We start from the raw sequence: 24,706 nt of genomic DNA on the forward strand, positions 1-24,706 counted from the left end.
AGTAGCACGATCGCGGCGAGCAAGTCGTCGAACATAGGGCTTTCCTTTCTTTCACTCTCGGATGGGTACTGCACTCATAGGATTTGCTGTTTCGCGGGAGCGCAAACGCCGCCGCCCCGGAATTTCTCGAATTTCTTTCCGGCGCCAGGATTTTCGCGTCACCGGCTCGGCTCGATCCGGAAAGATCCGACCGAAACTCCGAAAATTCGGCGGTCCGGCGGGCATCCGGTGTCGTTTCGCCGGATTCGGTCGAATGTCCGGTCAGCGTGCCGCGTAGTCGCGGAGGAACAGCGCTTCGGCCAACGCCATGCGCTCGATCTCGGCCGGGTCGACGCTCTCGTTCGGTGCGTGGATCAGGCAGCTGGGCTCCTCCACGCCGAGCAGCATGATCTCCGCGGCCGGGTAGGTCTCGGCGAAGACGTTGCACAGCGGGATCGAGCCGCCCTGACCCTGGGTGGTGGTCGGCCTGCCGTAGGCGGCGGTCAGCGCGGCCTCCATCGCGGCACGTGCCGGGCCGCCGATGGAGGACCGGAACGGGGCGCCGAGCCCCTCCAGGTCCACGGTGAGCCGCGCGTGCAGGGGGATGTGCGCGTGCAGGTGGGCCACCAGCGCTCGGTGGGCGTCCTCGGGCTCGACACCGGGCGGAATGCGCAGGTTGAGCCGGGCGCGCGCGACCGCCTGCACGGCCGCGGCCGAACCGACCACCGGGGGTGCGTCGATGCCGAGAATCGTCAGCGCGGGCCGGGCCCACAGCATCTGCGAGACCGTGCCCGAACCGGCGAGCTCGACGCCGTCGAGCACGCCCGCGTCGAGCCGGAACTGCTCGGGCGGGTACTGCACGCCGTCCCAGCCCTGGTCGGCGGCCAGGCCCGCCACGGTGGTGTTGCCGTCGGCGTCGTGCAGGCTGGCCAGCAGGTGCACCAGCGCCGTCATCGCGTCGGGCGCGGCGCCGCCGAACATGCCCGAGTGCATCGGCCCGGCCAGCGTCTCCACGGTGACCACCACGTTGACGTTCCCGCGCAGGGTCTCGGTGAGGGTGGGGACACCGGGGGCGAAGTTGCCGCAGTCGCCGATGACGATGGCGTCGGCGCGCAGCAGCTCGGGGTTGGCCACCACGAACTTCTCCAGGCCGCCGGTGCCCTGCTCCTCCGAGCCCTCCGACACCAGCGTCACGCCCACCGGCAGGTCCGGGCCCAGCGCGCGCAGCGCGGTCAGGTGCATGACGATGTTGCCCTTGCAGTCGGCCGCGCCGCGGCCGTACCAGCGGCCGTCCTCGCGTTCGGTGAGCGTCCACACCGGGGTGCGCCACGCCGCCTCGTCCAGCGGCGGCTGCACGTCGTAGTGGCAGTACAGCAGCACCGTCGGCGCGCCGGGCGGCGCCGGGCGCGCGGCGATCACCGCCTTGGTGCCGTCGGGCGTTTCGTGCAGGCCGACGTCGGTGAGACCGACCGAGGCACACGCGTCGGCCACCCACTGCGCCGCGTCCTCGCACTCCTGCGGCGGGAACTGGCGCGCGTCGGCCACCGACTTGAACGACACCAGCTGGGTGAGATCCTGTTTCGCCTGGCCCATCAGCCCGGCGACCCGCGCGCGCAGTGCGGCGACGTGGGGTTCCTCGGAAGTCATCGTCAGCGCCTCACTTCATGGCTCCACCCGGCCGCGGCGGCGACCGGTGCGGTCACCGTATCGCGCCCGCCGCTGCGCGGGCCGGGTCATCGCCGGGCGTGCCGCACCGGGGGCGCCGCCCGCCGGCTGGGATCGGCGCCGCCGCCGGTTGCTCGCCGGGTCGCCTGCGGCGGCGCCGATCAGCCGCGGCGCACCGCGGCCGCCGAAGGGGGTCAGGCCGCCTGCGCGACCGGACCCGGCTGCCAGCGGTAGACCTCGCTGACCGCGCCGTGATAAAGCGCCAGATCCACCGCGTCGAGCATCGCCTGCCGGGGTCCGGGCCGTTGCAGCTGCGCGCCGGAGATGGCCAGCCGCAGCACCCCGCCGCGGCGTGCGGTGCGGGCGGCGCCCATCACCAGGGCGCGGCACCACCAGGGCTCGGCGCGGAAGCCTTCGCCGATGCCGTACACGCGGGCCCGCTGCACGGTGTCGCGTTCCAGGTCGTGGATGCCGGTGAGGCCGAGCGCGAGCCGGAAGCCGACCTCGGGCAGGGCGGCCAGCGCGCCCGTCGAAGCGTTCCAGCGCGGCGCGGCGAACAGCCGGGTGCGCAGTTCCACCTGCTCCATCACCCGATCGGCGGCGGTGAGCCGCAGCCGGGCCTCGTGCCGGGGCAGCGTGGCGAACTCGGCGCGGCGGCGCTTGGTGGCGGCCTGGTCGTAGCCGTGCAGCACGATGGCGTCGCCGCGGGCACGCCTGCCCCGCAGCCAGGCCTGGGTGGCCGGGTCGTCGGTGAGCCGGTACTTGCCCTTGAGCCGGGGCGCGACCAGCAGCGACAGCCGTACCTGGCGACGGTCCATCTCGGCGGCGAATTCGATCGCCGCGTCCCGCGTGGTGTCCCGGATCCCCGACACGGACACGATCAGCTCGGCGTTCATGCACCAACGGTGCCGGATCGACATGTACGCCCCGTGCAGGGCGGATGACGGGGCGACGAACACCCCGTCACGACCGTTATTCGCCCAGGCCCGCGGTGTCGAGCACCCACGCGTACTCGAACGCCACTTCCTTCCACTTCGCGTAGCGCCCGCTCACCCCGCCGTGCCCGGCGCTCATCTCGGTCTTGAGCAGCAACGGCGCGTCCCCGGTCTTGGTCGCGCGCAGCTTGGCGACCCACTTGGCGGGCTCGACGTAGAGCACCCTGGTGTCGTTGAGGCTGGTGATCGCCAGGATCGCCGGGTAGTCCTTGGCCTCGACGTTCTCGTACGGCGAATAGGACTTCATGTACTCGTAGACATCCTTGTCCGCCAGCGGGTTGCCCCACTCGTCCCATTCGATGACGGTCAGCGGCAGCGAGGGGTCCAGGATCGAGGTGAGCGGGTCGACGAACGGCACGTTGGCGAGAATGCCCGCGAACAGCTCCGGCGCCAGATTCGCCACCGCGCCCATCAGCAGCCCGCCCGCGCTGCCACCGTCGGCCACCAGCCGGTCCGGTGCCGTCACGCCGGTGTCGATGAGGTGCCGGGCGCAGGCCACGAAGTCGGTGAAGGTGTTCTTCTTGGTGAGCGTCTTGCCGTTCTCGTACCAGAGCCTGCCCATCTCGCCGCCGCCACGCACGTGCGCCACCGCGAACACCATGCCGCGGTCCAGCAGCGACAGCCGCGCCACCGAGAACGACGGATCCATGCTGGCCTCGTAGGAGCCGTAGCCGTAGAGCAGCAGCGGCCGGGGCTCGGCGCCCGGGTCGGCGACGCCCGTCTTCCACACCAGCGAGATCGGCACCCGGGTGCCGTCCGCGGCGACCGCCCACTCCCGGCGCTGCCGGTAGTCGCCCGCGTCGTAGCCGCCGAGCACCGGCTGTTCCTTGCGCAGCAGCAGCTCCCCGGTCGCGGGCACGTAGTCGTAGACCCGCATCGGGGTGATGAACGAGGTCAGCCCCAGCCGCAGCGTCGGCTGCGCCCACTCCGGGTTGCCGCCCATGCCGACGGCGAACAGTTCCAGATCGAACTCCAGCTCGCGCAGGTCGCCGTAGCCGGTCTCGGTGAGCGGCCACACCGCCAGCCGGGTCAGCGCCTCGCGCCGGTAGCTGAGCACCAGGTGGTCGGCGAAGGCATCGATGTCCTCCAGCCGCACGTCGTCGCGGTGCCCGATGAGGATCCGCAGGTCGGCGGGGTTGTCCACGGGTGCCTCGGCGAGCACGAAGTTCTGTGCCTTCACCCCGTCGACGACGTCGTTGTGCAGGATCAGGAACCGGTCCTGCCCGCCGATCACCGCGTGCTCGGCGGAGTACTCGACGCCCTCGCGCCGCGGCAGCAGCACGCGGAACTCGCCCTCGGGATCGTCGGATTCGAGCACCCAGCCCTCGGTGGTGATCTTGGACCCGACCCAGATCATCAGGTACTTCTCCGAGCGGGTGGCGCCGATGCTCACCCAGTAGCGCTCGTCGGGCTCGTGGAACACCCGCACGTCGGCGTCGGTACCGGTGCCGAGGCGATGCCGCCACACGGTGTCGGGCCGCCAGGACTCGTCCACGGTCTGGTAGAAGACGTGCGTGCCGTCCAGCGACCAGGTCGCGCCCGGTGCGGTGCCCGTGATCTCGTCGGCGAGCAGTTCGCCGGTGCGCAGATCCTTGAACCGCAACGTGTAGCGCTCGTCGCCGACGGTGTCGACCGAGTAGGCCAGCAGGGTGCCGTCGTGGCTGACCGAGAACGCGCCGAGGGCGAAGAACTCGTGACCCTCGGCCAGTTCGTTGCTGTCGAGCAGCACCTCTTCGCCCGGGATCTCGCCCTCGGCCTCGAGCTGCGGCGGATTCCAGGCCGCGGCCGCGTCGGCGGTGGTGTCGATCGGACAGCGGCAGTGCACGCCGTACTGCTTGCCCTCGAAGCTGCGCGAGTAATACCAGTACTCGCCCATCCGGGTGGGCACCGAGAGATCGGTCTCCTGCGTGCGCGACTTGATCTCCTCGAAGATCTTCTCGCGCAGCCCGGACAGGTGCGCGGTCTGCGCCTCGGTGTAGGCGTTCTCGGCCTCGAGATAGGCGATGACCTCCGGGTTCTTCTTGTCCCGCAGCCATTCGTACTCGTCGACGAACACGTCGCCGTGATGCACCCGTTCGGTCGGCACCCGCTTGGCGATCGGCGCCGCCACCCCACTCTCGACAGACATGGGCTCCACCCTACTGATCCCCGCCCGACCCGCCCGGCCGATCCGCCGCCCACCCACCGGCCCACTAGGCTCGGGGAATGCGTACCGCCACGGCCGCCCGTCTCGCCGCCGCCGCGGCGGTGCTGTGCACCGCGCTCGGGATGGGGGCGGTGGCGCCCGCCTCGGCGTGCGCCTGCGGTGGCGTCGTCAGCCCCGGCGACACCGCCCGGGTCGACCAGGAGACGGCCGTGCTGGCCTGGGACGGCCGCCGCGAGACGATCCTCATGCGACTGGCGCTGACCGCCGAGTCCGAGCACGCGGCGCTGATCGTGCCCACCCCGCGGCCCGCCACCGTCACGGCCGGGTCACCGGACACCTTCGCCGAGCTCTCCCGGCTCACCGCACCGGAATTCGTCGTGGAGACCGAGTGGTTCGCCGACGCGGCGGACGGCTCCGGCGCCCCCGCGGCGGTCGCACCGACGGTGCTGGACCAGGTGCGCCTGGGCCCGCTGGAAGCCACCACGCTGTCCGGCGGCGATCTGACCGGGCTGCGAACCTGGTTGGGCGCCAACGGTTATGCGCTCCGCCCCGAGGTCACCGCCACGTTGGCGCCGTATGTGCGCGAGGGCTGGTCGTTCGTGGCGATGCGGCTCACCGGGGCGCAACCGCTGGACGGCGCGCTCGATCCGGTGCGGTTGAGTTTCGACTCCGACCGGCTCGTCTACCCGATGCGGATGTCGGCCGCCGCGCGCACGCCACAGTCGGTGCACCTGTACGTCCTCGACCGGCACCGGGTGGCGCGCGCCGACGACGATGCGGCGCACCACTATTCGTCGGTCGAATTCGCCGGGCGCGTCGACCCGGCCGACGTCGCGGACCCGCTGCTGCGTGAACTGACCGCCGCCGGGCAGGACTACCTCACCGAAATGCAGGTCCACATCGCCGATCCCGCGACCGTCACCGCCGACTTCACCTTCACCGCCGCCCCCGAGGACGCCGACTACCGCAGGCGGTTCGTGCAGACCGACGAGGTGATGCTGTTCGGCCTCCCCGCGGGATACGTCGTCCTCGGCGCGGCCGGCCTGGCGGCGGCCGTCGTGGTGATCGCGGTCGTCCGCGTCGCCCGCGCCCGCCCGGGGGCGTGAGCCGCGCTCAGGCTCCCAGGGCGCGGCCGATGGTCGGCCAGGAGGCGTGCAGGGTGTCCTGCCAGTACGACCACGAGTGGGTGCCGACCGGGCTGTAGTCGATGCGGGCGGGGATGCCGAGGCCGCGCAGGCGCTGTTCGAAGGCGACGGTGCAGATGTTGACCCCGACTTCCACCGGGCCGCCGAGGAAGATGTTCTCGGCCAGCTGGGGTTTGAGTTCGGCTTCGTGCGGCCCGGGGATGCCGGTGCCGGTGGACAGGTAGAGCGTCTTGCCGCGCAGGTTCCCCGCGAGTCGCGCGGGATCGTGCTCGGCCCAGGCGGGGCTGCCGGGCGGGCCCCACATGTTCAGCGGGTTGCCGCCGCGGTTGGCGATGGAGAACATCACCGCGCCGGTGGCCAGGCCGGTGTCCGGGCAGGCGCTGTAACCGGCGACGGCGGTGTAGAGGTGCGGGTTGCGCGCGGCCAGGATGTAGGCGGCGTTGCCGCCCATGGACAGCCCGCCGATGCCGTTGACGCCGTTGCCCGCGAACTGCGCGTCGATGATCGGCGGCAGTTCCCTGGTGAGGAAGGTCTCCCACTTGTAGCGGCCGAACTTGGGATCGTCGGTCTGCCAGTCGGTGTAGTAGCTGGCCTGCCCACCGACGGGCAGCACGACGTTGACGTTCTTGCCGCGGAAGAACGCCTCGGCGTCGGTGGCGTTGGTCCAGGTGCTCTGCCCGACGCCGGGGTCGAGGCCGTCGAGCAGGTAGTACGAGGGGCGGGCGCCGCCGCCCGCTGGGTGCAGCACCTGGACCTGGATGACGCGGCCCATCGCGGGCGAGTCGACGAACACCGCCGACCGGGTGGGGCTGAGTTCGTCCACCCGCACCACCTGCGCCGCCGAGGCCGGGGCCTGCACGGCGACCAGCGGGCCGAGGACCGCGAGCACCGCCGCCAGCACCGCACCGGCAATTCTTCTCCGCCGCACGTCCCCACCTCCGTCACCGCAAGACAACGCCGTCAAACGTAACCCAGGTGATCATGACACACCCGCACCCCGGTACCCCGGCGTTTCGCCAGCAAACCGGAAGGTCCGTGCGGCTCAGGACGACGCCGATTCCGCCCTGGTCAGCGCGCCACGAATGGAACCGGCCAGGTAGTCCAGGTCGGCGCGGGGCGGGCTGGTCGGCCGTCCGCGCAGGCCGAAACCGTCACCCGCGGTGCGCGGGATGACGTGCAGGTGCACGTGGAAGACCTCCTGCCCGGCCGCCACCCCGTCGGCGAGGAAGAAGTTCACCCCGTCACAGGCCACCTCGCTGGCGCGCAGAGCCGCGGCCAGCTTCTGCCCCACCTGGAACAGTTTGCCGCCGATCGCCGGATCGAGTTCGGCGAGGCTGCGGGCGGGCACCTTCGGCACCACGAGCAGGTGGCCGGGTGTCATCGGGCGGATGTCCATGAACGCGAGCACGTCGGAGTCCTCGTACACCGTCGAGGCGGGCGCGCGACCGGCGATGATGTCGGAGAAAATCGTGTACGGATCCACACCGAACCTTAACCGGAGCCGCCGCGCCAGCCGGGGCAGCCTGCGCCGCAACCGGATTCGCACGCCGGGGCGCGGCAGCGGGGACACGACCTCAGAGGATCGGCGACGGCGTGTACCGCGCGGCCTCCGGGTAGGCCTCCACCAGCTTCTGCACCTGGGCGATCACCGCGCCGGTCTGGTCGTCGGCGGCGCCGACGAAGACCGACTTGTCCGCCAGCGCGGCGTCGAGCGCGGCCCGGTCCAACGGCAGCCGGTCGTCGGCGGCCAGCCGGTCCAGCAGGTCGGGTTCGCGGCCCTGCTCGCGCATCGCCAGCGCCACCGCCACCGCGTGCTCCTTGATGACCTCGTGCGCGGTCTCGCGACCGACACCGGCGCGCACCGCCGCCATCAGGATGCGGGTGGTGGCCAGGAACGGCAGGTAGCGATCCAGCTCACGGGAGATCACCGCCGGGTAGGCGCCGAACTCGGCGAGCACGGTCAGGAAGGTCTCCATCATGCCGTCGACGGCGAAGAACGCGTCCGGCAGCGCGACCCGGCGCACCACCGAGCAGAACACGTCGCCCTCGTTCCACTGCGCCCCGGCCAGTTCGGCGGCCATCGAGGCGTAACCGCGCAGCACCACCTGCAGGCCGTTGACGCGCTCGCAGGAGCGGGTGTTCATCTTGTGCGGCATCGCCGAGCTGCCCACCTGACCCGGCTGGAAGCCCTCGGTGACCAGCTCGTGCCCGGCCATCAGCCGGATGGTGTGCGCCAGCGACGACGGACCAGCGCCCACCTGCACCAGCGCCGAGAGCACGTCGTGGTCCAGCGACCGCGGATACACCTGGCCGACGCTGGTCAGCACGGTGGCGAAGCCGAGGTGCCGCGCCACCTGCTGCTCGAGCCTGGCCAGCTTGGCCGGGTCGCCGCCGAGCAGGTCGAGCATGTCCTGGGCGGTGCCCATCGGGCCCTTGATGCCGCGCAGGGGGTAGCGGTCGATCAGCTCGCGCAGGCGGGTGAGCGCGATGAGCAGTTCGTCGGCGGCCGAGGCGAAGCGCTTGCCCAGGGTGGTGGCCTGCGCGGCGACGTTGTGCGAGCGGCCAGCCATCACCAGCGCGCGGTACTCGGCGGCCCGCTCGGCCAGCCGCGCGGCGATCGCGACGCCGTGGGCGTGCACGTGCTCGAGCGAGAGCCGGATCTGCAGCTGCTCGACGTTCTCGGTGAGGTCGCGGCTGGTCATGCCCTTGTGCACGTGTTCGTGCCCGGCGAGCGCGTTGAACTCCTCGATACGGGCCTTGACGTCGTGCCGGGTCACCCGCTCACGTTCGGCGATGGCGGCGAGATCGACCCGGTCGACCACTCGCTCGTAATCGGCGAGCACCCCGTCGGGCACGTCGATGCCCAGCTCGGACTGCGCCCGCAACACCTCCAGCCACAGCCGCCGCTCCAGCACGATCTTGTGTTCCGGCGACCACAGGTGCACCAGCTCGGGGCTGGCGTAACGGGTGGCGAGGACGTTGGGGACGAGGCTCACGTGGGGTCAGTCTAGTTGCCGCACTCCGTGGCCGTTGACGTGCTCCGGGCCGGGCGAGCGCAGCGGCGGCGCGACGATGTCGATCACCTCCAGCAGCGCGGCCCTGGCCATCCGGCGGGGATCGGGGTCGTTCTCGGTGAGCGCGGCGACCACGGCACCGTCCACCACCGCCACCAGCCTGCGCAGATGCTCGGCCCGCACGCCGCGATCGGAGCGGCGCAGCACGTCGGCGAGCAGTTCCTCGAGCTGGGCGCGTAGTCGTAGCTGCACCTCGCGCAGCTCCGGATGCCGGGCCGAGGCGACCGAGCGTTCGTAGCGCGCGATCAGCTGCCCGCGCGCGGCCTCGTCCTGCCAGTCACCGCCGATCAGCAGGTCGAGCACCAGTTCGACGGTGGCCTCGGCGCCGCGACGACGGTGGCTCACCTCGCCGATGCGGCGGCGCATCGCCTCCAGCTCGGCGTTGCCGCTGAACTCCACCGCGCGCGCGATCAGGTCTTCCAGCGACTCGAAGTAGTAGGTCGTCGAGGCGAGCGGGAGGTCCGCCCGCGTGGCCACCGAGCGATGCCGCACCGCATCGAAACCACCTTCGAGCAGCAACTCGGCGGCGGCGGCGACCAGGGCTTGGCGACGCCGTTCGCCTTTCGGGGTCGTCGCGGTTATCACCGTGCCATCGTGCCAGTCGTCATCAGTTCATCCGTGCGAAATCGAAAGAGAAAACCCAGCCGAGGTTGTTTTACCTCATCCGGCCCGGACGGGTGCCGGACCGGGCTGAGTTGTTGGCCGCCAACGACTCACGAGGCCAGATGGCGACCGAGACGGGCCAGCGCCTCCTCGATCTCGGCGGTGGCGCCCGCGAAGGAGAACCGGACGAACCGGTGCCCGGCCACGGTGTCGAAGTCGATGCCGGGCGCCAGCGCGACCCCGGTCTGCCCGAGCAGTTCGGCGCACCATTTCAGCGAGTCGTCGGTGAGGTGGCCGATGTCGGCGTAGGCGTAGAACGCGCCGTCGGCGGGCGCCAGATCGGTGATGCCGAGCGCGGCCAGTCCGTCCAGCAACAGCCGCCGGTTGGTGGCGTAGCGGCGCACGTGCCCGTCCAGTTCGGCCTTGGCCTCCGCGCCGAAGGCGTGCACGGCCGCGTACTGCGAGATCGCCGGCGGGCACACGGTCATGTTCGAGGCCAGCCGTTGCAGGGCAGGGCGCAGATCGGCCGGGGCGAGCATCCAGCCCAGCCGCCACCCGGTCATGGAGAAGTACTTCGACACCGAGCCGATCACCACCGCGGTCCGCGAGGTCTCCCAGGCCGAGGCGGTGCGGGCGTCGGCGCCCGTAGTTGCGGATGGGTTGGTGATGCCGTGGTAGATCTCGTCGGAGACGAGCAGCGTGCCGTGCTCGTCGCACCAGCGCGCCAGCGCCGCGAGTTCGGCGGGGTCGATCATGGTGCCGGTCGGGTTGGCCGGGCTGGCCACGATGAGCCCCGCGGGCGGCTCCGGCAGCGCGTCGAGCATCGCCACGGTCGGTTGGAAGCGGGTGTCGGGACCACAGTCCAGCTCCACGACGCGGCAGCCGAGCGCGGTGAGGGTGTTGCGGTAGGCCGGGTAGCCGGGCCGGGCCACCACCACGGTGTCGCCCGCGTCGAAGGCGGCCAGGAAGATCAGGGTGAACGCGCCGGAGGAGCCGGTCGTGACCACCACGTCGTCGGGGTCGACGGCGTACCCGTAGGTGCGGCTGTGGTGTTCGGCGATGGCGCGGCGCAGCGGCAGGATACCGAACGTCTCGGTGTAGCCGAGCAGTTCGGCGTCGATGGCGGCCTTGGTCGCGCGCAGCACCGGCGCCGGCGCGGGCGTGGAAGGCTGGCCGGCGGCCAGCACCAGAACGTCACCGTGGGTTCTGGCGCGTTCCGCGGCGGCTTTCCAGACGTCCATCACGTAGAAAGGTGGGATGGTCGACCGGCGAGATTCTCGTGACACCCGTCCGACGGTAGAGCACCGTCGCGGCGGCGGTCCGGGTTATGGTCGGCGTAATGCTTGACAAGGCTCGCCGCGCTGGGCTGGATCGGGTACGCGAAGCGGGAGGCATCGTCGTCGTTCCGCCGGATTGGCGTACCCGCGCCCGCCCGCGCACCACGGCCGCGGGCCGCGACCTCACCGCCCTGTGGCGGCGCGCTCGCCGCGAGGCGCGTGCCCTGCGGCGCGGGCCGCGCCCGGACCCGCGGCGGTGGTGGACCGAGCAGAAGAAGGCCGAGTATCGCGCGCTGCTGCGCACACACAAGTGGCTGATCGCGGGCCTGGCCGCGGTGCTGCTGGTCGCCGCCGCCGATGGGGTCGCCTCCCGTCCGGGCACCGGTCCGCTCGGCCCGAACGAGGCGCAGCGGGTGTTCTTCGCGCACCCGCAGCAGTTCCAGTCCACCCCGCCCTCGGTGCGCCGCTACCTCAACGCCATCGCCAACGGTGAGCGGCTGCGCGAGCAGGCGGTGGTCGCCGCGGCCGCCCGCGCCACCCTGGAGCGCGCCAAGGCCGAGGCCGCCGCCGCGGCCGCGGGGGAATGGCAGCCGTGGATCAACGAGCCCGGCACCGTCATCGTCCCCGGTTCGGTCATCCCCGACATCAGCGGTTTCGTGCTGCCCGCGCGCGGCATGTTCACCTCCGGTTTCGGCTCCCGCTGGGGCACCTTCCACAACGGCATCGACGTGGCGGGCCCGATCGGCACCCCGATCTACGCGGTGGCCGCGGGCACCGTCATCGACGCCGGACCGGCCCAGGGCTTCGGCCTCTGGGTACGCATCCGGCACGACGACGGCGCGATCACCGTCTACGGCCACATGTACGACTTCTTCGTCTCGGTAGGCGAACGCGTCCCCGCCGGTATGCAGATCGCGCGCATGGGCAACCGGGGCGATTCGACCGGGCCGCACCTGCATTTCGAGGTGATCGTCAACGGCCGGCACGTCGACCCGAGGGCCTGGCTGGCCGCCCGCGGCCTCAGCTACTGAGGACTACACGCTGATGCGCGATTCCACCGCCGCCAGCCCGATGTCGGTGCGGAAATGCCCGCCCGGCAACTTGATTCCGCTCATCCGCTGGTAGGCCTTCGCCCGCGCCTCGGCCAGATCGGCGCCGACACCGACGACGTTGAGCACCCGGCCGCCCGAGGACACCAGCGCGCCGTCCTCCCTGGTGGCGGTCCCGGCGTGCAGCACGGTCGCGGTGTCGTCGCCGGAGCTCTCGCCCGCGCCGCTGATCACATCGCCCAGCCGGGGCCTGCCCGGGTAGTTCTCCGCCGCGAGCACCACGGTCACCGCCGCGCCGTCGCGCCAGCGCGGCGCCGCGACCTTGTCCAGGGTGCCGGTGGCGGTGGCGTGCAGCAGTTCGCCCAGCGGACTCTCCAGCAGCGCCAGCACCGCCTGCGTCTCGGGATCGCCGAAGCGGCAATTGAATTCGACGACGGCAGGACCGGCCGCACCGATCGCGAGCCCCGCGTAGAGCAGACCGGAGAACGGGCAGCCGCGCCGCACCAGTTCCGCGGCGACCGGACGCACCACGTCCTCGACGATCTCGGTGACGGTCTCGGCGGGCAGCCACGGCAGCGGGGTGTAGGCGCCCATGCCGCCGGTGTTGGGGCCGGTGTCGCCGTCGCCGACCCGCTTGTGGTCCTGCGCGGGCAGCAGCGGCACCACCGTCTCACCGTCCACCAGGCAGAACAGCGACACCTCCGGTCCGTCGAGGAACGATTCCAGCAGCACCGGATGGCCCTGTTCGAGCAGCTCGGCGCCGTGGTCGCGGGCGGCGGACCGATCCGCCGTCACGACCACGCCCTTGCCCGCGGCCAGGCCGTCGTCCTTGACCACCCAGGTGGGGCCGAAGCGGTCCAGCGCGGCGTCGAGTTCGGCGGGCGAGTCGACCACCTCGCTGTGCGCGGTGCGCACCCCGGCCGCGGCCATGACGTCCTTGGCGAACGCCTTGGACCCCTCGATCCTGGCCGCCGCCGCGGAGGGGCCGAAGCAGGCGATGCCCGCCGCGCGTACGGCGTCGGCGACGCCGAGCACCAGCGGCACCTCCGGGCCGATGACGACCAGGTCGGCGGAGACCTCGGTGGCCAGCGCGACCACCGCGTCGGCGGAGGAGGCGTCGACCGGGCGCACCTGCGCGTGCTGGGCGATGCCCGCGTTGCCGGGTGCCGCGATCAGCGCGGTCACGGCGGGGTCCCGGCGCAGTGCCAGGACGAGGGCATGTTCACGGGCTCCGGATCCGATGACGAGTACGCGCACCCGCAACAGCTTAGGTGAAGCGCGGTGCCGCTCCGCCGGGCATCGGCCTTCCGGACGGCTCCCGTTCGCCCGGCCGGACGGGCCCGTTCACCCGCCGTTCGCAGTGCTCCGCGAAAACGCTTGTCGCCGTTTCCCCCACGCGCGGCCCGCGCCGGGGATAGTGGAGAGGGAGGCCCCGAGCAGCCGCCGGGGCCGTACCGCGAGGGGACACGGGGAGATCATGGGTCTGATCGACGGACTGATGGGCAACGCCGGGCGGGTCGACCCGGCACAGGCCCAGCAGGAGTACGCCAAGCTGTTCGGCAACGGGGAGCAGGTCTACGCCGCCTACATTCTGGTGCGGGACGCGATGTTGTTCACCAACCGCCGCCTGATCATCGTCGACAAGCAGGGGCTGTCCGGGCGGAAGGTGAACTACCACAGCATCCCCTACCGGGCCATCACCCATTTCGCGGTGGAGACGGCGGGCACGTTCGACCTCGACGCCGAACTGCTGATCTGGATCGCCGGCACCGCCGAACCGGTGCACAAGCGGTTCAACCGACAGGTCGACATCTACGAGGTGCAGGGCATCCTGTCGCACTTCGTGGCGGTGTAGCGCGGGCGGCCGGTCCGCGGCCTGACTAGTCTGCGGACTATGGCATCTGTCTTCAGCGCGATCATCGCCGGTCAGCTTCCTGGTCGATTCGTCTGGGAGGACGACGAATTCGTCGGCTTCCTGACCATCGCCCCCGTCACCCAGGGCCACACCCTGGTGGTGCCGCGCGCGGAAATCGATCAGTGGCAGGACGTCGACCCCGAGCTGTTCGCCCGGCTCACCGGCGTCGCCCAGAAGATCGGCCAGGCCGTGCGCGCCGCCTTCGACGCCCCGCGCGCCGGCCTGCTCATCGCCGGCCTCGAGGTCCCGCACCTGCACCTGCACGTCTTCCCCGCCTACGAGATGGGCAACTTCGACATCTCCGGCGCCGACCCCGACCCCTCCCCCGAATCCCTCGACGAAGCCCAGGCCAAGATCAAGCAGGCCCTGCGGGATCTCGGGCATTCGGCCAACGTCCCGGACTGAGCGGTCAGGCGTAGGTGTCCCGGAACGCCGCGCGCACCAGCGCGGCGCCGCGCCGGTCGTGCTGCCCGATCGCGGCCACGACGTCCGCCACCCGCCAGTGGTGCGACGGCACCAACCGCCCGGAGGTGACCACGGCCAGCGCCACGTCCGTGGCCTCCTCCGGCTTGCCCGCCGCCACCAGCGCCAGCCCCAGGTCGAGCCGCGCCATGGCGATGCGACGGGGCCGCACGCACGCCGCGCGCTCCAGATCCAGCAGGACGTGGCGGGCGTAGGACTCCGCCGCCGGATCACCGAGCCAGGACAGCGTCGTGGCGACGTAGGCGTCGGCCTTCGCCGGGTCGTAACGGAAGTGGTGCTCGGGCCGCTCCGGGGCGCGCAGGCCGGACACCAGGCGCGCGACGCCGCGCAGTGCGCCGTAGCTGCCCGCGCTGTCGCCGAGCCGCGCCAGGGCCCGCCCCCGTTGCGCGGTGGCCTGGATGCGGGCCGAACCGCTGCCCGGCGCCATCCGGCGCGCGGCCTCGGACAACTCGGCCGCCACCCCGAACTCGCGATCGACGAGGTGCTGCCAGGCCCGGGTCTCCAGCGTCCACGCCGCGATCTCCCGGTGCTCGCACTCCCGGGCGATCTCCCGAGCCGCGCGCAGCCGGACATCGGCGGCCCGCCGGTGCTCGAGGTCGATGTGGCAGGTGCCCGCCAGCAGCGCGAGCCACCCGGCGGCCACCAGCAGGCGGCGGTGCTGCACGAGCGTGGTCCGTCCGGCGAGCAGGCGGGCGGCGCCGCCGAGCTGCCGGCGAATGTCGACCAGGAGTTCCGCGGGCGGTGTCGTCGCGTACGCCACCGCCAGATCGTCCACCGCCGTCTCCAGCCGCTCGAGTGTCGCGCCGCAGACATCGGATGCCGCGACCCGCGCCACCCATTCCGCTGCGGCAGGGTCCCCGTCGGCGGGCTCGCCGAGCACCGCGCCGTAGGCGGCAGCGACCGCGGGCGGCACCGGCCGCTTCCCGCACTCGACGAGCGACAGATACGCGGGCGAATAATGCGTGAGCCTCGCCATCTCGCGCAGGCCGACGCCCGCCGCCTCCCGCGCGGCCCGCAACCGAGCACCCCTGTGCATACGATCCTCCGGTTCAGCCGGAACCCCGGCACCACCGTAAGCCGTTGCCCGCCAAGCACGCACACCTTTCGGCCCCAAGGCGGCGTTCAGCGCAGCTCTCGGTGGGAGCACCTCCGGCGAGGCCGCGAACTTGGAGCCGCGCGGGGATTCGCCGGTGCTGGTGTCGCCGCCTATTCGGGCCAGGGCATCAGGTCATCGATGTTGTCCGCCAGCTCGGTGGCGACGGCGAGCGCGGTCTTCTCGGCATGCTGGGTGACGTCGGGCGACGACGGCGGCAGAGTGTCGCCCATAGCGGTGACATTGACCTCGAGATTACGCACTCGGAAGATCACGCGAGAGAATGCGCCGGGTGTACCAAGTTTCGCGGCGGTCTGCTGATGTGCGCTGTCGCCGAGCAGTGGCACGGGCACGGCGGCGGCAGGCCGATGAAACGGTTCGGTGGCCAGCAGGAACTTGATCGTGACCAGCCGTGACAATGTGAGGTCCTGGCCGTAGCGGTCGCGATGTGTTGAGCAGGAGATCGAGGTCGGAGTGACCGATTTCGAGGTCCGCTCAGGGTCGAGTTCGCCGGGCAACCCGGGTGCCGTCACATCGGCGAGGAACTCGCGTACCAGCGTGGCCACCCGGTCGTTGATGGCATGGCACTCGCTAGGCACGGACCGGTAGCTCAGCGTCTCAGGCGGCGGGTCCTGCTCGGATGTCGAACACCCGGCCACGGCCAGCACACAGAACATGGCGGCCGCCGCACTCGCCCGATATCTGCCCATGCGACGGCGCGAGAGGTCCAGCCGCGCGCTCATGACGGACTGCCCCAGCCGGGGCCGGTGGGGTTGCGGGGCTGCCATCCGGTGGTGTCGAGCGCATCGGGAGCGATCGCCGCGGGGACCGCGATCTCGCCCGCCCTGGTGATGATGGCGTCCATCGTGCCTGCCAGGTTGTTCTTGTAGGTGATGACCGACTCGATCACCTTGCCGGTCTCCTCCATGAACTGGCCGAGAGCTTCGAGGATCTTGGTCTCGATGCTGCCACCGTCGAGGGTCAGCGCTTCCCTGATCTCCTCGAGCAACCCCCCGGAGAGCTCGGCGACAATCGCGGCGTACTTGGTGATGTGCACGATGGCGGTAGCGTAGTTCTGGGTTACCAGCGCACTGAAATTGTTGATCTGGTCGGTGATCTCCTTCATCACGGTGCGCTGCGCCGGCGTCATCTCCAGCAACTGGTCGAGGTAGGCGACCGCTGCATCTTTCGCGCTACCGTTCCACCGGGCATTGACGGAGGCGCGCGCGGTGGTGAGCCCGTTGCCGTCGTCACTTCCGTCGATGGACATGGTGAGTTCCGATATCGCCGTCTGCCAGGCGCCCAGCACGGTGGAGACGTCGTTGGGGTTGCCGAGCATTTTGCGGATCAGCTCGACCTGACCGCGCACGGCAGTGTTTCCGACCCGCTGCGCCGCGGTCACCAGGGTGGCGGCTTGATCGTAGGGAAAGATCAGCTCGGCCGAAAGACCGAAGGGGTTCTTGTCGGCCGGGATCGGATAGCCCTCACGTGTCCTGCTGCCCACCTAGTACCCCGCCTGCGCGTCGATGAAGCCGAACTGGCGGTACCACTCGGCGTCGACGGCCTCGAAATGGGTCGCGCACTTTTCCAGACCGGTCGCCGCCGACTGGATGGACTGCCTCCCCGCGATCAGCTTGCCGCTCACCGTGCTCGCCGCGGTGTTGAACTTGGCGACGATGTCGGTGCCGAAATAGCCCAGCGCCTCGCCGTCCATCGGAGCACCGCCGATGGCCGCGTTGGCGTTGTTCCAATGCTCGGAGGCTTGCCGGACCTCCACGGCCTGCAGCCGCAGCGCGGCCGGGCACACCCGAAAATCGGTGTCAGCCAATGAAGCTCCCCCCGCTCAGTTCCTGCGTTCGTTTCACCTGCGGCTTCGCTGCCGGTGCGTTCAGGGCCGCGATAATCGCGGCCAGGACATCGGATTCGTTGGACTGCGACACCTCATAGGCCTCGAGATCGAGGCCGCGCAACGCGCCCATACCGTCGATGATGATAGTGCCGTACTCCGCGCCGGTGTAGTGGTCGACTACCGGCACCCGATGCCGTTCGGCGGCCCGCTGCTCGGCCTTTCGTCCCGACCGAATATCGGTGATGAGTTGCGCCCAGTCGCGGTTCATCTCCGCGACCATGTGATAGATGCGATCGAAGTCGGTCACACCGCTCCCCTTTCCGCCGCGGGGCCGCGCAGGTCATCGAGCAACTCGTAGGCCTCGGGGAATGCCTGGGCGAACCGACCCCGCATCTCCTCGGCGGCTTTCGCGCGTGCGCGCGAGACCGCCTCCACGATCGCCCGCGACACGTTGTCGATGTCATCGGCCAACATCCACGTCGGCTTGCCCGGATCGCCGAAACCTGACGCGAGCGAAATGTCCGTCACCACACCTGTGCTACTCACTCGCACGGTTACCTCGCCTCGATGCGAGGTCGCCTCGAACGACAACTCTGCACCGTCGGCCTCGATCTCGCTGACCCGCCGACGGGCTGTCGCGAGTTGCTGGGCGCTCAACTCCTGCAGGCGGCGTAGCTCATCCAGGTCGTAGTCCACAAACCCCCCAATCGCTCATCTGCTCGAGCGATCTTTCCCTTCCGCCTCGAGCGATGTCAACCCGGGTCGGCAAGCACTTGCTGAGTGAGACCGCGCCGCGCACGAATCCGGCGCACCCGCTGGCCGATGCAGGTGTCGTCGCACTCCACCTGCGGAAACAGATCAAACACGATCAATCCAAGTGATGCCGGATGAAGTAGTCATGTGTCCGAGGTCAATCCAACACACCCCAGGCGCTGTCCCCGCACGCCGAGGTCATCCAGCGCGAGGCGGACCGATCAGTAAGGCACGCCGACGAAATCGGCAAGCTCGCGCATCTCGGGCGTGAGAGTGCGCCGTTTGTCGATCATGCCGGCCATGATGTCGCGGGCGTACCGCTGTTTGACCAGCCACTCTGGTAGGTCGCGCCGAATCTGGTGGAGCACCGCCAATGCGTCGGCGGGCCGCCCGGTCGCAGCGTAGGCCGCGGCCACGTCGAGCCGGTGCCGGTTCCACGGCCAAGGCAGTGGGTATTTCACGCCCTCCAGCCGCTCACCGATGGCGAGGGTAACGTCGGGCCGGTCGGCCACCATCGCATTCTCGGCCTCCAGCATGGCGACTGTGACAGGGCCGAAGGTGTGGAGCAGGCCGTCCTTGGAATCGTGCTCGCCGTATCGAATACCGGTCGCGGCCATCTTTGCGAAGGTCAGCGCGTCGGCCGCTTCCCCCGGCCTGTTGTCACGCACGGCGGTAGTACTGACCCGCTGCAACATCAGTCCCCATCCGGCCAATTCATCACGCGACGCCCTGGTGATCCGACGCGGCTCCAGGTCGTCAGCCCAGCGGGTCGCGGTGTCCCGTGCTTTCGCGAGGTCGCCTTGCCGGATGTAACGCCAGCACTCGGCGTCCATGAGCGGCACCGCCGCGCGCAGGTCCGGCGCGTCGTCCAGGGCCAGGCGCAGCGCGGTATCGGCGGCGTCGAACTGCCAGCTCAACACCATCTGCCAACCGACCATCTGTCGGATGCGGCTGCGCAGCGACCGCGCAGACGTGTCGCCGGAGGGGGCCGCGCTCACCAGATGGTCGGCGTCACGCAGCAGCGGCACCAGCATCGGGGCCAGTTCGCTGAACCTACCCCTGCGGAAAAGCGGTTTCGCTTCGGAAAAGGTCTGCGCCACACCGGCGACGGTGGGCGGCTCGCTGGAATCGTCGGCCGCGTAAGAGCCTTCGAGCGCGCGCCGGACCTCCGCCCACAGCTCGACATCGGTTGCGGCCGGTTCCTCGGCGTCGGGCGTGACGATGAGCGCGGAGGTCTCCACCCGTAACGCGACCGCGAGCCGCCGAGCGGTCTCGGTGCGTACCCGTTCCTGTGCCCCTTGCTCTACAGCGCGGATGGTTGCGACCGACACACCCGATCGGTCGGCAAGCTCTATCTGCGTGAGGCCGCGTCGCTTTCGGATGTTGCGCAGCCGGTCCCCGAGTTCAGCCATGTGTCAACGTTACGGCTGTCTCATCGCCAATGCACGGTTTCCAGTACTTATGCCCTCCCACCGGCCGAACTCCTATTGAGCTGTGGTTCAGCGACGTTGGACGCTTCCCCTACGCCTCGCCGCCGGGTCGACAGTGGTGGTCCTCGGCGGCGGGCGCACGCCAAAACGTGTCGAAGGGGGTACTAGATGGAACCGATTGCGTTCGGGTGGATCGACTACGACGTGAGCACCGCCCCGGAGTGGGACCGCGCGCAGGTGCAGCGGCTGGCCGCGCGGCTCGGCTACCGCCTGGTGTGGGCCGATGAATGCTCGGTGCTGCCTGTCGTGGATCAGACGCGCAACGCCGGGGCGGACGTGGTGATCCTGCCCGGTCCCGGCCATCTTGGCCCGCTGGAGGTCAATCAACTCATGGACTTTGCCGACGTCGAGGTCGTGCTACCGCGGCTGTCCTTCGCGCGCTGGCGCTACGCTGGGGCGCAGCCGTGACCGCCGCACAGCTCGGGCTCGCCGGCGTGGTTGTGCTGCCACTCGCGGTCGTGCTGGTGATGATCTTCTGGCCGTCCGATTACGACGACTGACCGGGCCGCCTGCGCGCTTCCGCCTGCGCGGTCATGGGTTCGGACGTCATGGGGTCGTCCACCAACGGAGTGTTCAGGCCGACGTGGATCGAGCACACCTGATTCCCCCGCCGGATGCCCTCGTGAAGCCGGATGACGCGGGCCACCACCTACGACCCGGCGCACACCGCCGCTTCCCTGACCGTGTCGGCCGAGCCGAACGTCAAGGTTGCCAGAAGATGCGCGGGCGCAAGTCAGCGATGACGCTCGACGTCTCAGCGGACTTCTTCGATGACAATCTGACGCGGTAGCGGGGCGGAGGGAGGGGAATGCGTTCCCCGGTGCGGGCCAATTACCGGGGAACGGCGCTGGCCGACAGCGAAAAGAAGGCTCTGACCTGGGCCAGAGCCTTTTCACATCGAGCCCCCTGTCAGGATTGAACTGACGACCTTTCGCTTACAAGGCGAGTGCTCTACCACTGAGCTAAGGAGGCGGGAGGGTGTCATCATAACCGCGCCCGCGCGCCGCGTGGCACCGGATATCGGTGCACGCGGCGGCGGTCAAGCGAGAGATTCCCGGCGCAGTATCGACTACCGCGGCGTCAGGACTGGGCGCCCTGCCGGGCCGCGTCGTCGGCGGCCATCGCGTCGCGCAGGCTCTTGGGACGCATGTCGGTCCAGTTCTTCTCGACGTACTCCACGCACGCGGCGCGGCTGTCCTCACCGAACACCACTCGCCATCCGGCCGGAACCTCCGCGAAGGCGGGCCACAGGGAGTGCTGTTCCTCGTCGTTGACCAGGACGAAGAACCGGCCGTCTTCGTCGTCGAAGGGGTTGGTGCTCATTTCACCTCACTGGATACTGGCGCTTGTACGGGATTAGGCTCCTGGGCCCGTCCGCTGCGGTGGGTCGTGCCACGACGAGCCCCGCACCGGATGACTCCCCGAGCGTTGTGTCGACCCTAGCAAGGGACACGTTACGCGTAGGTGGTTACCTCGGCTGTATTCGATTCCCCCGCCGTATTCGATCCACCTCGGCCGAACTCAGGCGGCGAAGAAGTCGAGCAGGATCTTGTTGACGATCTCCGGCCGCTCCAGGTAGCCGAAGTGGCCGGCGTCGGGCACCTCCTGGTAGCGGGCGCCGGGGATGGCCTCGGCCACCTCGCGGGTGAGGTAGGCGGGGATCATGCGGTCGTCGGCGAACCCCACGGCCAGGCACGGCACGGTGATGCCGCGGTAGGCCTGCACCCGGTCGAAATCGTGATCCATCCGCCGCTGGGCGCGGATGCCCGGGGTGACCGGGCCGCCGGTGAACTCGAACAGGTCGAGCCAGTCGCGGGCGGCGTTGGCGTCGGCCAGCGTGGCGGGCGAGAGGTTCATGACCGCGGTGACGGCGGCCTCGTACTTCGGCGGCAGGGTGATGCCGCTGGCGTCGAGGTCGTGCTCACCGAGGGAGAGGGTCTTCTGGAACTGGTCGAGGCGGCCGTGCCCGGCCATGAAGACCGCCTTGCGCACCAGGTCGGGCCGGGCCAGGGCGAGCTCCTGGGCCACCCGCGCCCCCATCGAGGTGCCGACCACCAGCGCGGGGCCCTCGTCGAGGAGTTCGATCAGGCCCGCGGTGTCGCCGACGAGGTCGTCGATGGTGATGCCGTCGGCGGCCTCGAACGACGGCGCGATGCCGCGGTTGTCGAAGGTGCACACGCGGTAGCCCGCGGCCAGCAGCGCGGGCACCTGGTGCAGCTCCCAGACCCGGCCGGGGCTGCCGGTGCCCATGATCATGACGACCAGCGGCGCCGATCCCTTCGCCTCGGTGCCCTTGGCTCGATCACCTTTGACCTGGTAGTTCAGGGAAATTCCGTTCACCGTGGCCAGCGGCATTGTCGACCCTTTCGTCAGTTGGTGCTGCGCACCCACGGTATAGGCACCACCGGTCGCCCGCATCGAGCCGGGGGGCGCGATGATGCTCGCGGGCGATGGCAACCCGCTCACTTTTGTCGCATACCATGGACACTTCGAAACGCTCGAGCGTAACGAGTCGGGAGGACGAGAAGAATGGCCGCGAAGGGCAGCGCGAACGATATCGCGGACGAGGACCTGGAACCACTGGCCGACGAGACCGCCCGGCAGGCGCAGCGGGTCGTCGCGGCCTACGCCGCCGACGCCGACGAGTGCCGGATGCTGCTCTCCATGCTGGGTATCGGGCCCAACAGCCGCGCTGAATAACCGCGTCGGAACGGGCAATTCCGACCAGCGCGACCGCGGCGCGAGCGAGGGGCTCCTGCGCCGCCCGAAGAACAGAACAAGGATGCGTGAGTGGACCAGATGACCGATCAGCCGTCCGACGAATCCCAGCACGCCCCGTCCGACCCGGAGACCGGTGCGGTGCGCACCGGCGCGAACGCGCCGCAGGGCGCGGGTTCCGGCTTCGTCGTGGTGGCCAATCGGCTGCCGGTCGACCTGGAACGTCTGCCCGACGGCAGCACGCGCTGGAAGCGCAGCCCCGGTGGTCTGGTGACGGCATTGGAGCCGGTGCTGCGCAACAACAAGGGCGCCTGGGTCGGCTGGGCCGGCGTCCCCGACGTCGACGTCGACCCGATCATCGAGGACGGGCTCGAACTGCATCCGGTGCCGCTCTCGGCCCAGGAGGTCGCCGACTACTACGAGGGTTTCTCCAACGGCACGCTGTGGCCGCTCTACCACGACGTCATCGTCCGGCCCACCTACGACCGGGCCTGGTGGGCCGCCTACGTGCAGGTCAACCGGCGCTTCGCCGAGGAGACCGCGAAGGTCGCCGCCGAGGGCGCGACGGTCTGGGTGCAGGACTACCAGTTGCAGCTGGTGCCCAAGATGCTGCGGATGCTGCGGCCCGATCTCACCATCGGCTTCTTCCTGCACATTCCGTTCCCGCCGGTCGAGCTGTTCATGCAGATGCCGTGGCGCACCGAGATCATCGAGGGTCTGCTCGGCGCCGACCTGATCGGATTCCACCTGCCCGGCGGCGCGCAGAACTTCCTGTATCTGGCGCGGCGGCTGGCCGGTCAGCCGACCTCGCGCGGCACCGTCGGTGTGCGGTCCAAGCTGGGCGTGGTGCAGGTCGGCTTCCGCACGGTGCGGGTGGGCGCCTTCCCGATCTCGATCGCCTCGGCCGAACTGGACGAGCAGTCGCGCCGGCGGTCGATCCGCGAGCGCGCCGCCAAGATCCGCGCGGAGCTGGGCAATCCGAAGAACATCCTGCTCGGCGTCGACCGGCTCGACTACACCAAGGGCATCGACATCCGCCTCAACGCGCTGGAAGAGCTGCTGGTCGAGGGCCGCTTCGATCCGGCGGAGACGGTGATGGTACAGCTGGCCACCCCCAGTCGAGAGCGGGTGGAGAGCTACATCCAGATGCGCGGTGACATCGAGCGCCAGGTGGGACGCATCAACGGCGAGTTCGCCCGCGTCGGCTACCCGGTGGTGCACTACCTGCACCGGCCGATCCCCCGTGACGAACTGCTCGCCTTCTTCGTCGCCGCCGACGTCATGCTGGTGACGCCGCTGCGCGACGGCATGAACCTGGTGGCCAAGGAGTACGTGGCCTGCCACAGCGGCCTCAACGGCGCGCTGGTGCTCAGCGAGTTCACCGGTGCGGCGGCCGAACTGCGCCAGGCCTACCTGTGCAACCCGCACGACCTGGACAGTGTCAAGGACGCCATCGTCTCCGCGCTCGAGGACGACCGGGAGACCAAGCGCCGCCGGATGCGCTCGCTGCGCCGCCAGGTGCTCGCCCACGACGTCGACCGCTGGGCCCGCGCCTTCCTCGACGCGCTGGCCCAGGACCAGGTGGCAGGCAGCGCCTTGATCACCGAGAACGACGACTACGGGGACAACGACGCGCCCACCCGGTGACGCCGGACACACAGCGAGTTCCCAGGGACCGTCCAGCGCGGTCCCAGCCGGGCGGCGCAGGATGGGTGCATGACCGGTGTGCCCGCTGCCGCGCCGCCCGAGGCGCGCGTCCTCGTCGTCGACGACGAGCCGATGATCGTCGAGCTGCTCTCGGTGAGCCTGCGCTTCCAGGGCTTCGAGGTGGAGACGGCGGTCGACGGCGCGCAAGCGCTGGACAAGGCGCGCTCGTTCCGCCCGCAGGCGATGATCGTGGACGTGATGATGCCCGGCATCGACGGGTTCGGCCTGCTGCCGCGGCTGCGCGCCGACGGCATCGACGCGCCGGTGCTGTTCCTCACCGCCCGCGACGACGTGCAGGACAAGGTGGCCGGGCTGACGCTGGGCGCCGACGACTACATCACCAAGCCGTTCAGCCTCGAGGAGGTGGTGGCGCGGCTGCGGGTGGTGCTGCGCCGGGCCGGGCACGGCGCGCCGGTGCGGGAGAGTTCGCGGATCCGGTTCGAGGACATCGAACTCGACGACGACACCCACGAGGTGTGGAAAGCCGGTGTGCCGGTGTCTTTGTCGCCGACCGAGTTCACCCTGTTGCGGTACTTCATGGTGAACGCGGGCACGGTGCTGAGCAAGCCGCGGATCCTGGATCACGTGTGGCGCTACGACTTCGGCGGCGAAGTCGGCGTGGTGGAGACCTACGTGTCGTATCTGCGCAAGAAGGTGGACACCGGTGAGCGCAGGCTGATCCACACCCTGCGCGGCGTCGGCTACGTGATGCGGGCGCCGGGCCGGTGAGCACGGGGCGACCGGGCCGGGACGCCGCCCGCACCG

General features: G+C 70.4%; 26 protein-coding genes and 1 tRNA gene. 8 read left to right on the forward strand and 19 right to left on the reverse strand.

Going from position 1 to position 24,706, the window contains the following annotated elements; all coding sequences use genetic code 11:
* Positions 1-261: 261 nt before the first annotated feature.
* From AMO33_RS17840 to AMO33_RS17850, 3 genes are all read right to left on the reverse strand, one after another.
* Positions 262-1,626, reverse strand: a complete 1,365-nt coding sequence (locus AMO33_RS17840; protein WP_060593648.1) for a dipeptidase — start codon at positions 1,624-1,626, stop codon at positions 262-264.
* A gap of 212 nt (positions 1,627-1,838) precedes the next feature.
* Positions 1,839-2,540, reverse strand: a complete 702-nt coding sequence (locus tag AMO33_RS17845) for a DUF2334 domain-containing protein (protein ID WP_060593649.1) — start codon at positions 2,538-2,540, stop codon at positions 1,839-1,841.
* A 76-nt stretch (positions 2,541-2,616) separates the two neighbouring features.
* Positions 2,617-4,767, reverse strand: coding sequence for a S9 family peptidase (locus AMO33_RS17850; RefSeq protein ID WP_060595025.1), 2,151 nt, complete (start codon positions 4,765-4,767; stop codon positions 2,617-2,619).
* Positions 4,768-4,844: 77 nt separating this feature from the next.
* Between AMO33_RS17850 and AMO33_RS17855 the strand changes: the two genes are divergently transcribed.
* On the forward strand, positions 4,845-5,891 hold the full coding sequence (locus AMO33_RS17855; RefSeq protein WP_060593650.1) for a DUF2330 domain-containing protein: 1,047 nt from the start codon (positions 4,845-4,847) through the stop codon (positions 5,889-5,891).
* 7 nt (positions 5,892-5,898) lie between these two features.
* On the opposite strand, the gene AMO33_RS17860 is transcribed toward AMO33_RS17855, so the two are convergent.
* The 5 genes from AMO33_RS17860 to AMO33_RS17880 form a co-directional block, all read right to left on the reverse strand.
* A complete protein-coding gene (locus AMO33_RS17860) occupies positions 5,899-6,858 on the reverse strand; it encodes an alpha/beta hydrolase (RefSeq protein WP_060593651.1) in 960 nt (319 codons plus the stop codon).
* 114 nt (positions 6,859-6,972) lie between these two features.
* Complete coding sequence (locus AMO33_RS17865) at positions 6,973-7,413, reverse strand: HIT family protein (protein ID WP_060593652.1); 441 nt, start codon at positions 7,411-7,413, stop codon at positions 6,973-6,975.
* Positions 7,414-7,504: 91 nt separating this feature from the next.
* Positions 7,505-8,926: an adenylosuccinate lyase gene (purB, locus tag AMO33_RS17870; protein ID WP_011207091.1), complete on the reverse strand. Its 1,422-nt coding sequence runs from the start codon at positions 8,924-8,926 to the stop codon at positions 7,505-7,507.
* Positions 8,927-8,932: 6 nt separating this feature from the next.
* A complete protein-coding gene (locus AMO33_RS17875) occupies positions 8,933-9,589 on the reverse strand; it encodes a TetR/AcrR family transcriptional regulator (RefSeq protein ID WP_011207090.1) in 657 nt (218 codons plus the stop codon).
* Positions 9,590-9,717: 128 nt separating this feature from the next.
* Complete coding sequence (locus AMO33_RS17880) at positions 9,718-10,893, reverse strand: pyridoxal phosphate-dependent aminotransferase (RefSeq protein WP_179946653.1); 1,176 nt, start codon at positions 10,891-10,893, stop codon at positions 9,718-9,720.
* A 53-nt stretch (positions 10,894-10,946) separates the two neighbouring features.
* On the opposite strand from AMO33_RS17880, the gene AMO33_RS17885 reads away from it, so the two are divergent.
* Positions 10,947-11,915, forward strand: a complete 969-nt coding sequence (locus AMO33_RS17885) for a M23 family metallopeptidase (RefSeq protein WP_076573943.1) — start codon at positions 10,947-10,949, stop codon at positions 11,913-11,915.
* A 3-nt stretch (positions 11,916-11,918) separates the two neighbouring features.
* Here the strand turns inward: AMO33_RS17885 and purD are convergent, their stop codons facing one another.
* Positions 11,919-13,190 (reverse strand): phosphoribosylamine--glycine ligase, encoded by a 1,272-nt coding sequence (purD, locus tag AMO33_RS17890; RefSeq protein ID WP_060593654.1) that lies wholly within the window; start codon positions 13,188-13,190, stop codon positions 11,919-11,921.
* A gap of 220 nt (positions 13,191-13,410) precedes the next feature.
* Between purD and AMO33_RS17895 the strand changes: the two genes are divergently transcribed.
* Both AMO33_RS17895 and AMO33_RS17900 read left to right on the forward strand, forming a co-directional pair.
* Positions 13,411-13,788, forward strand: a complete 378-nt coding sequence (locus AMO33_RS17895; RefSeq protein ID WP_011207086.1) for a PH domain-containing protein — start codon at positions 13,411-13,413, stop codon at positions 13,786-13,788.
* Positions 13,789-13,827: 39 nt separating this feature from the next.
* Positions 13,828-14,253: an HIT family protein gene (locus AMO33_RS17900; protein WP_011207085.1), complete on the forward strand. Its 426-nt coding sequence runs from the start codon at positions 13,828-13,830 to the stop codon at positions 14,251-14,253.
* A gap of 4 nt (positions 14,254-14,257) precedes the next feature.
* Here the strand turns inward: AMO33_RS17900 and AMO33_RS17905 are convergent, their stop codons facing one another.
* The 7 genes from AMO33_RS17905 to AMO33_RS17935 all read right to left on the reverse strand — a co-directional run bounded on the left by AMO33_RS17905 (position 14,258) and on the right by AMO33_RS17935 (position 19,438).
* Positions 14,258-15,367 carry a helix-turn-helix domain-containing protein gene (locus tag AMO33_RS17905; RefSeq protein ID WP_060593655.1) on the reverse strand — a complete coding sequence of 370 codons (1,110 nt, stop codon included), beginning with the start codon at positions 15,365-15,367 and terminating at the stop codon, positions 14,258-14,260.
* A gap of 170 nt (positions 15,368-15,537) precedes the next feature.
* Positions 15,538-16,167 (reverse strand): hypothetical protein, encoded by a 630-nt coding sequence (locus AMO33_RS17910; protein ID WP_137354004.1) that lies wholly within the window; start codon positions 16,165-16,167, stop codon positions 15,538-15,540.
* A complete protein-coding gene (locus AMO33_RS17915; protein ID WP_060593657.1) occupies positions 16,164-16,928 on the reverse strand; it encodes a hypothetical protein in 765 nt (254 codons plus the stop codon). Before AMO33_RS17915 ends, AMO33_RS17910 begins: the two co-directional genes overlap by 4 nt.
* Complete coding sequence (locus tag AMO33_RS17920) at positions 16,929-17,252, reverse strand: hypothetical protein (RefSeq protein WP_137354002.1); 324 nt, start codon at positions 17,250-17,252, stop codon at positions 16,929-16,931.
* Positions 17,245-17,580, reverse strand: coding sequence for a hypothetical protein (locus AMO33_RS17925; protein WP_060593659.1), 336 nt, complete (start codon positions 17,578-17,580; stop codon positions 17,245-17,247). Before AMO33_RS17925 ends, AMO33_RS17920 begins: the two co-directional genes overlap by 8 nt.
* Complete coding sequence (locus AMO33_RS17930) at positions 17,577-17,969, reverse strand: YbaB/EbfC family nucleoid-associated protein (RefSeq protein ID WP_060593660.1); 393 nt, start codon at positions 17,967-17,969, stop codon at positions 17,577-17,579. The genes AMO33_RS17925 and AMO33_RS17930 overlap by 4 nt, the downstream gene beginning before the upstream one ends.
* Positions 17,970-18,247: 278 nt before the next feature.
* Positions 18,248-19,438: a helix-turn-helix domain-containing protein gene (locus tag AMO33_RS17935; RefSeq protein ID WP_076573945.1), complete on the reverse strand. Its 1,191-nt coding sequence runs from the start codon at positions 19,436-19,438 to the stop codon at positions 18,248-18,250.
* A 186-nt stretch (positions 19,439-19,624) separates the two neighbouring features.
* Between AMO33_RS17935 and AMO33_RS17940 the strand changes: the two genes are divergently transcribed.
* The gene (locus AMO33_RS17940; protein WP_060593662.1) at positions 19,625-19,924 is read left to right on the forward strand and encodes a hypothetical protein; all 300 of its coding nucleotides are present in this window, start codon (positions 19,625-19,627) and stop codon (positions 19,922-19,924) included.
* A 492-nt stretch (positions 19,925-20,416) separates the two neighbouring features.
* Here the strand turns inward: AMO33_RS17940 and AMO33_RS17945 are convergent.
* The 3 genes from AMO33_RS17945 to AMO33_RS17955 form a co-directional block, all read right to left on the reverse strand.
* A tRNA-Thr gene (locus tag AMO33_RS17945) sits at positions 20,417-20,488 on the reverse strand.
* A gap of 108 nt (positions 20,489-20,596) precedes the next feature.
* Complete coding sequence (locus AMO33_RS17950; protein ID WP_011207082.1) at positions 20,597-20,839, reverse strand: MbtH family protein; 243 nt, start codon at positions 20,837-20,839, stop codon at positions 20,597-20,599.
* 198 nt (positions 20,840-21,037) lie between these two features.
* Entirely contained in the window at positions 21,038-21,871 is an 834-nt protein-coding gene (locus AMO33_RS17955) for an alpha/beta fold hydrolase (RefSeq protein WP_011207081.1), read from the reverse strand.
* Positions 21,872-22,045: 174 nt separating this feature from the next.
* Between AMO33_RS17955 and AMO33_RS32100 the strand changes: the two genes are divergently transcribed.
* The 3 genes from AMO33_RS32100 (at position 22,046) to AMO33_RS17965 (ending at position 24,670) form a co-directional block, all read left to right on the forward strand.
* Positions 22,046-22,216, forward strand: a complete 171-nt coding sequence (locus tag AMO33_RS32100; RefSeq protein ID WP_011207080.1) for a hypothetical protein — start codon at positions 22,046-22,048, stop codon at positions 22,214-22,216.
* A gap of 99 nt (positions 22,217-22,315) precedes the next feature.
* On the forward strand, positions 22,316-23,881 hold the full coding sequence (locus AMO33_RS17960; protein ID WP_060593663.1) for an alpha,alpha-trehalose-phosphate synthase (UDP-forming): 1,566 nt from the start codon (positions 22,316-22,318) through the stop codon (positions 23,879-23,881).
* Positions 23,882-23,950: 69 nt separating this feature from the next.
* Entirely contained in the window at positions 23,951-24,670 is a 720-nt protein-coding gene (locus AMO33_RS17965; RefSeq protein ID WP_011207078.1) for a response regulator transcription factor, read from the forward strand.
* Positions 24,671-24,706 lie beyond the last annotated feature (36 nt).

Origin of the sequence: Nocardia farcinica, assembly GCF_001182745.1 — a bacterium.
GTDB classification, from domain to species: domain Bacteria; phylum Actinomycetota; class Actinomycetes; order Mycobacteriales; family Mycobacteriaceae; genus Nocardia; species Nocardia farcinica.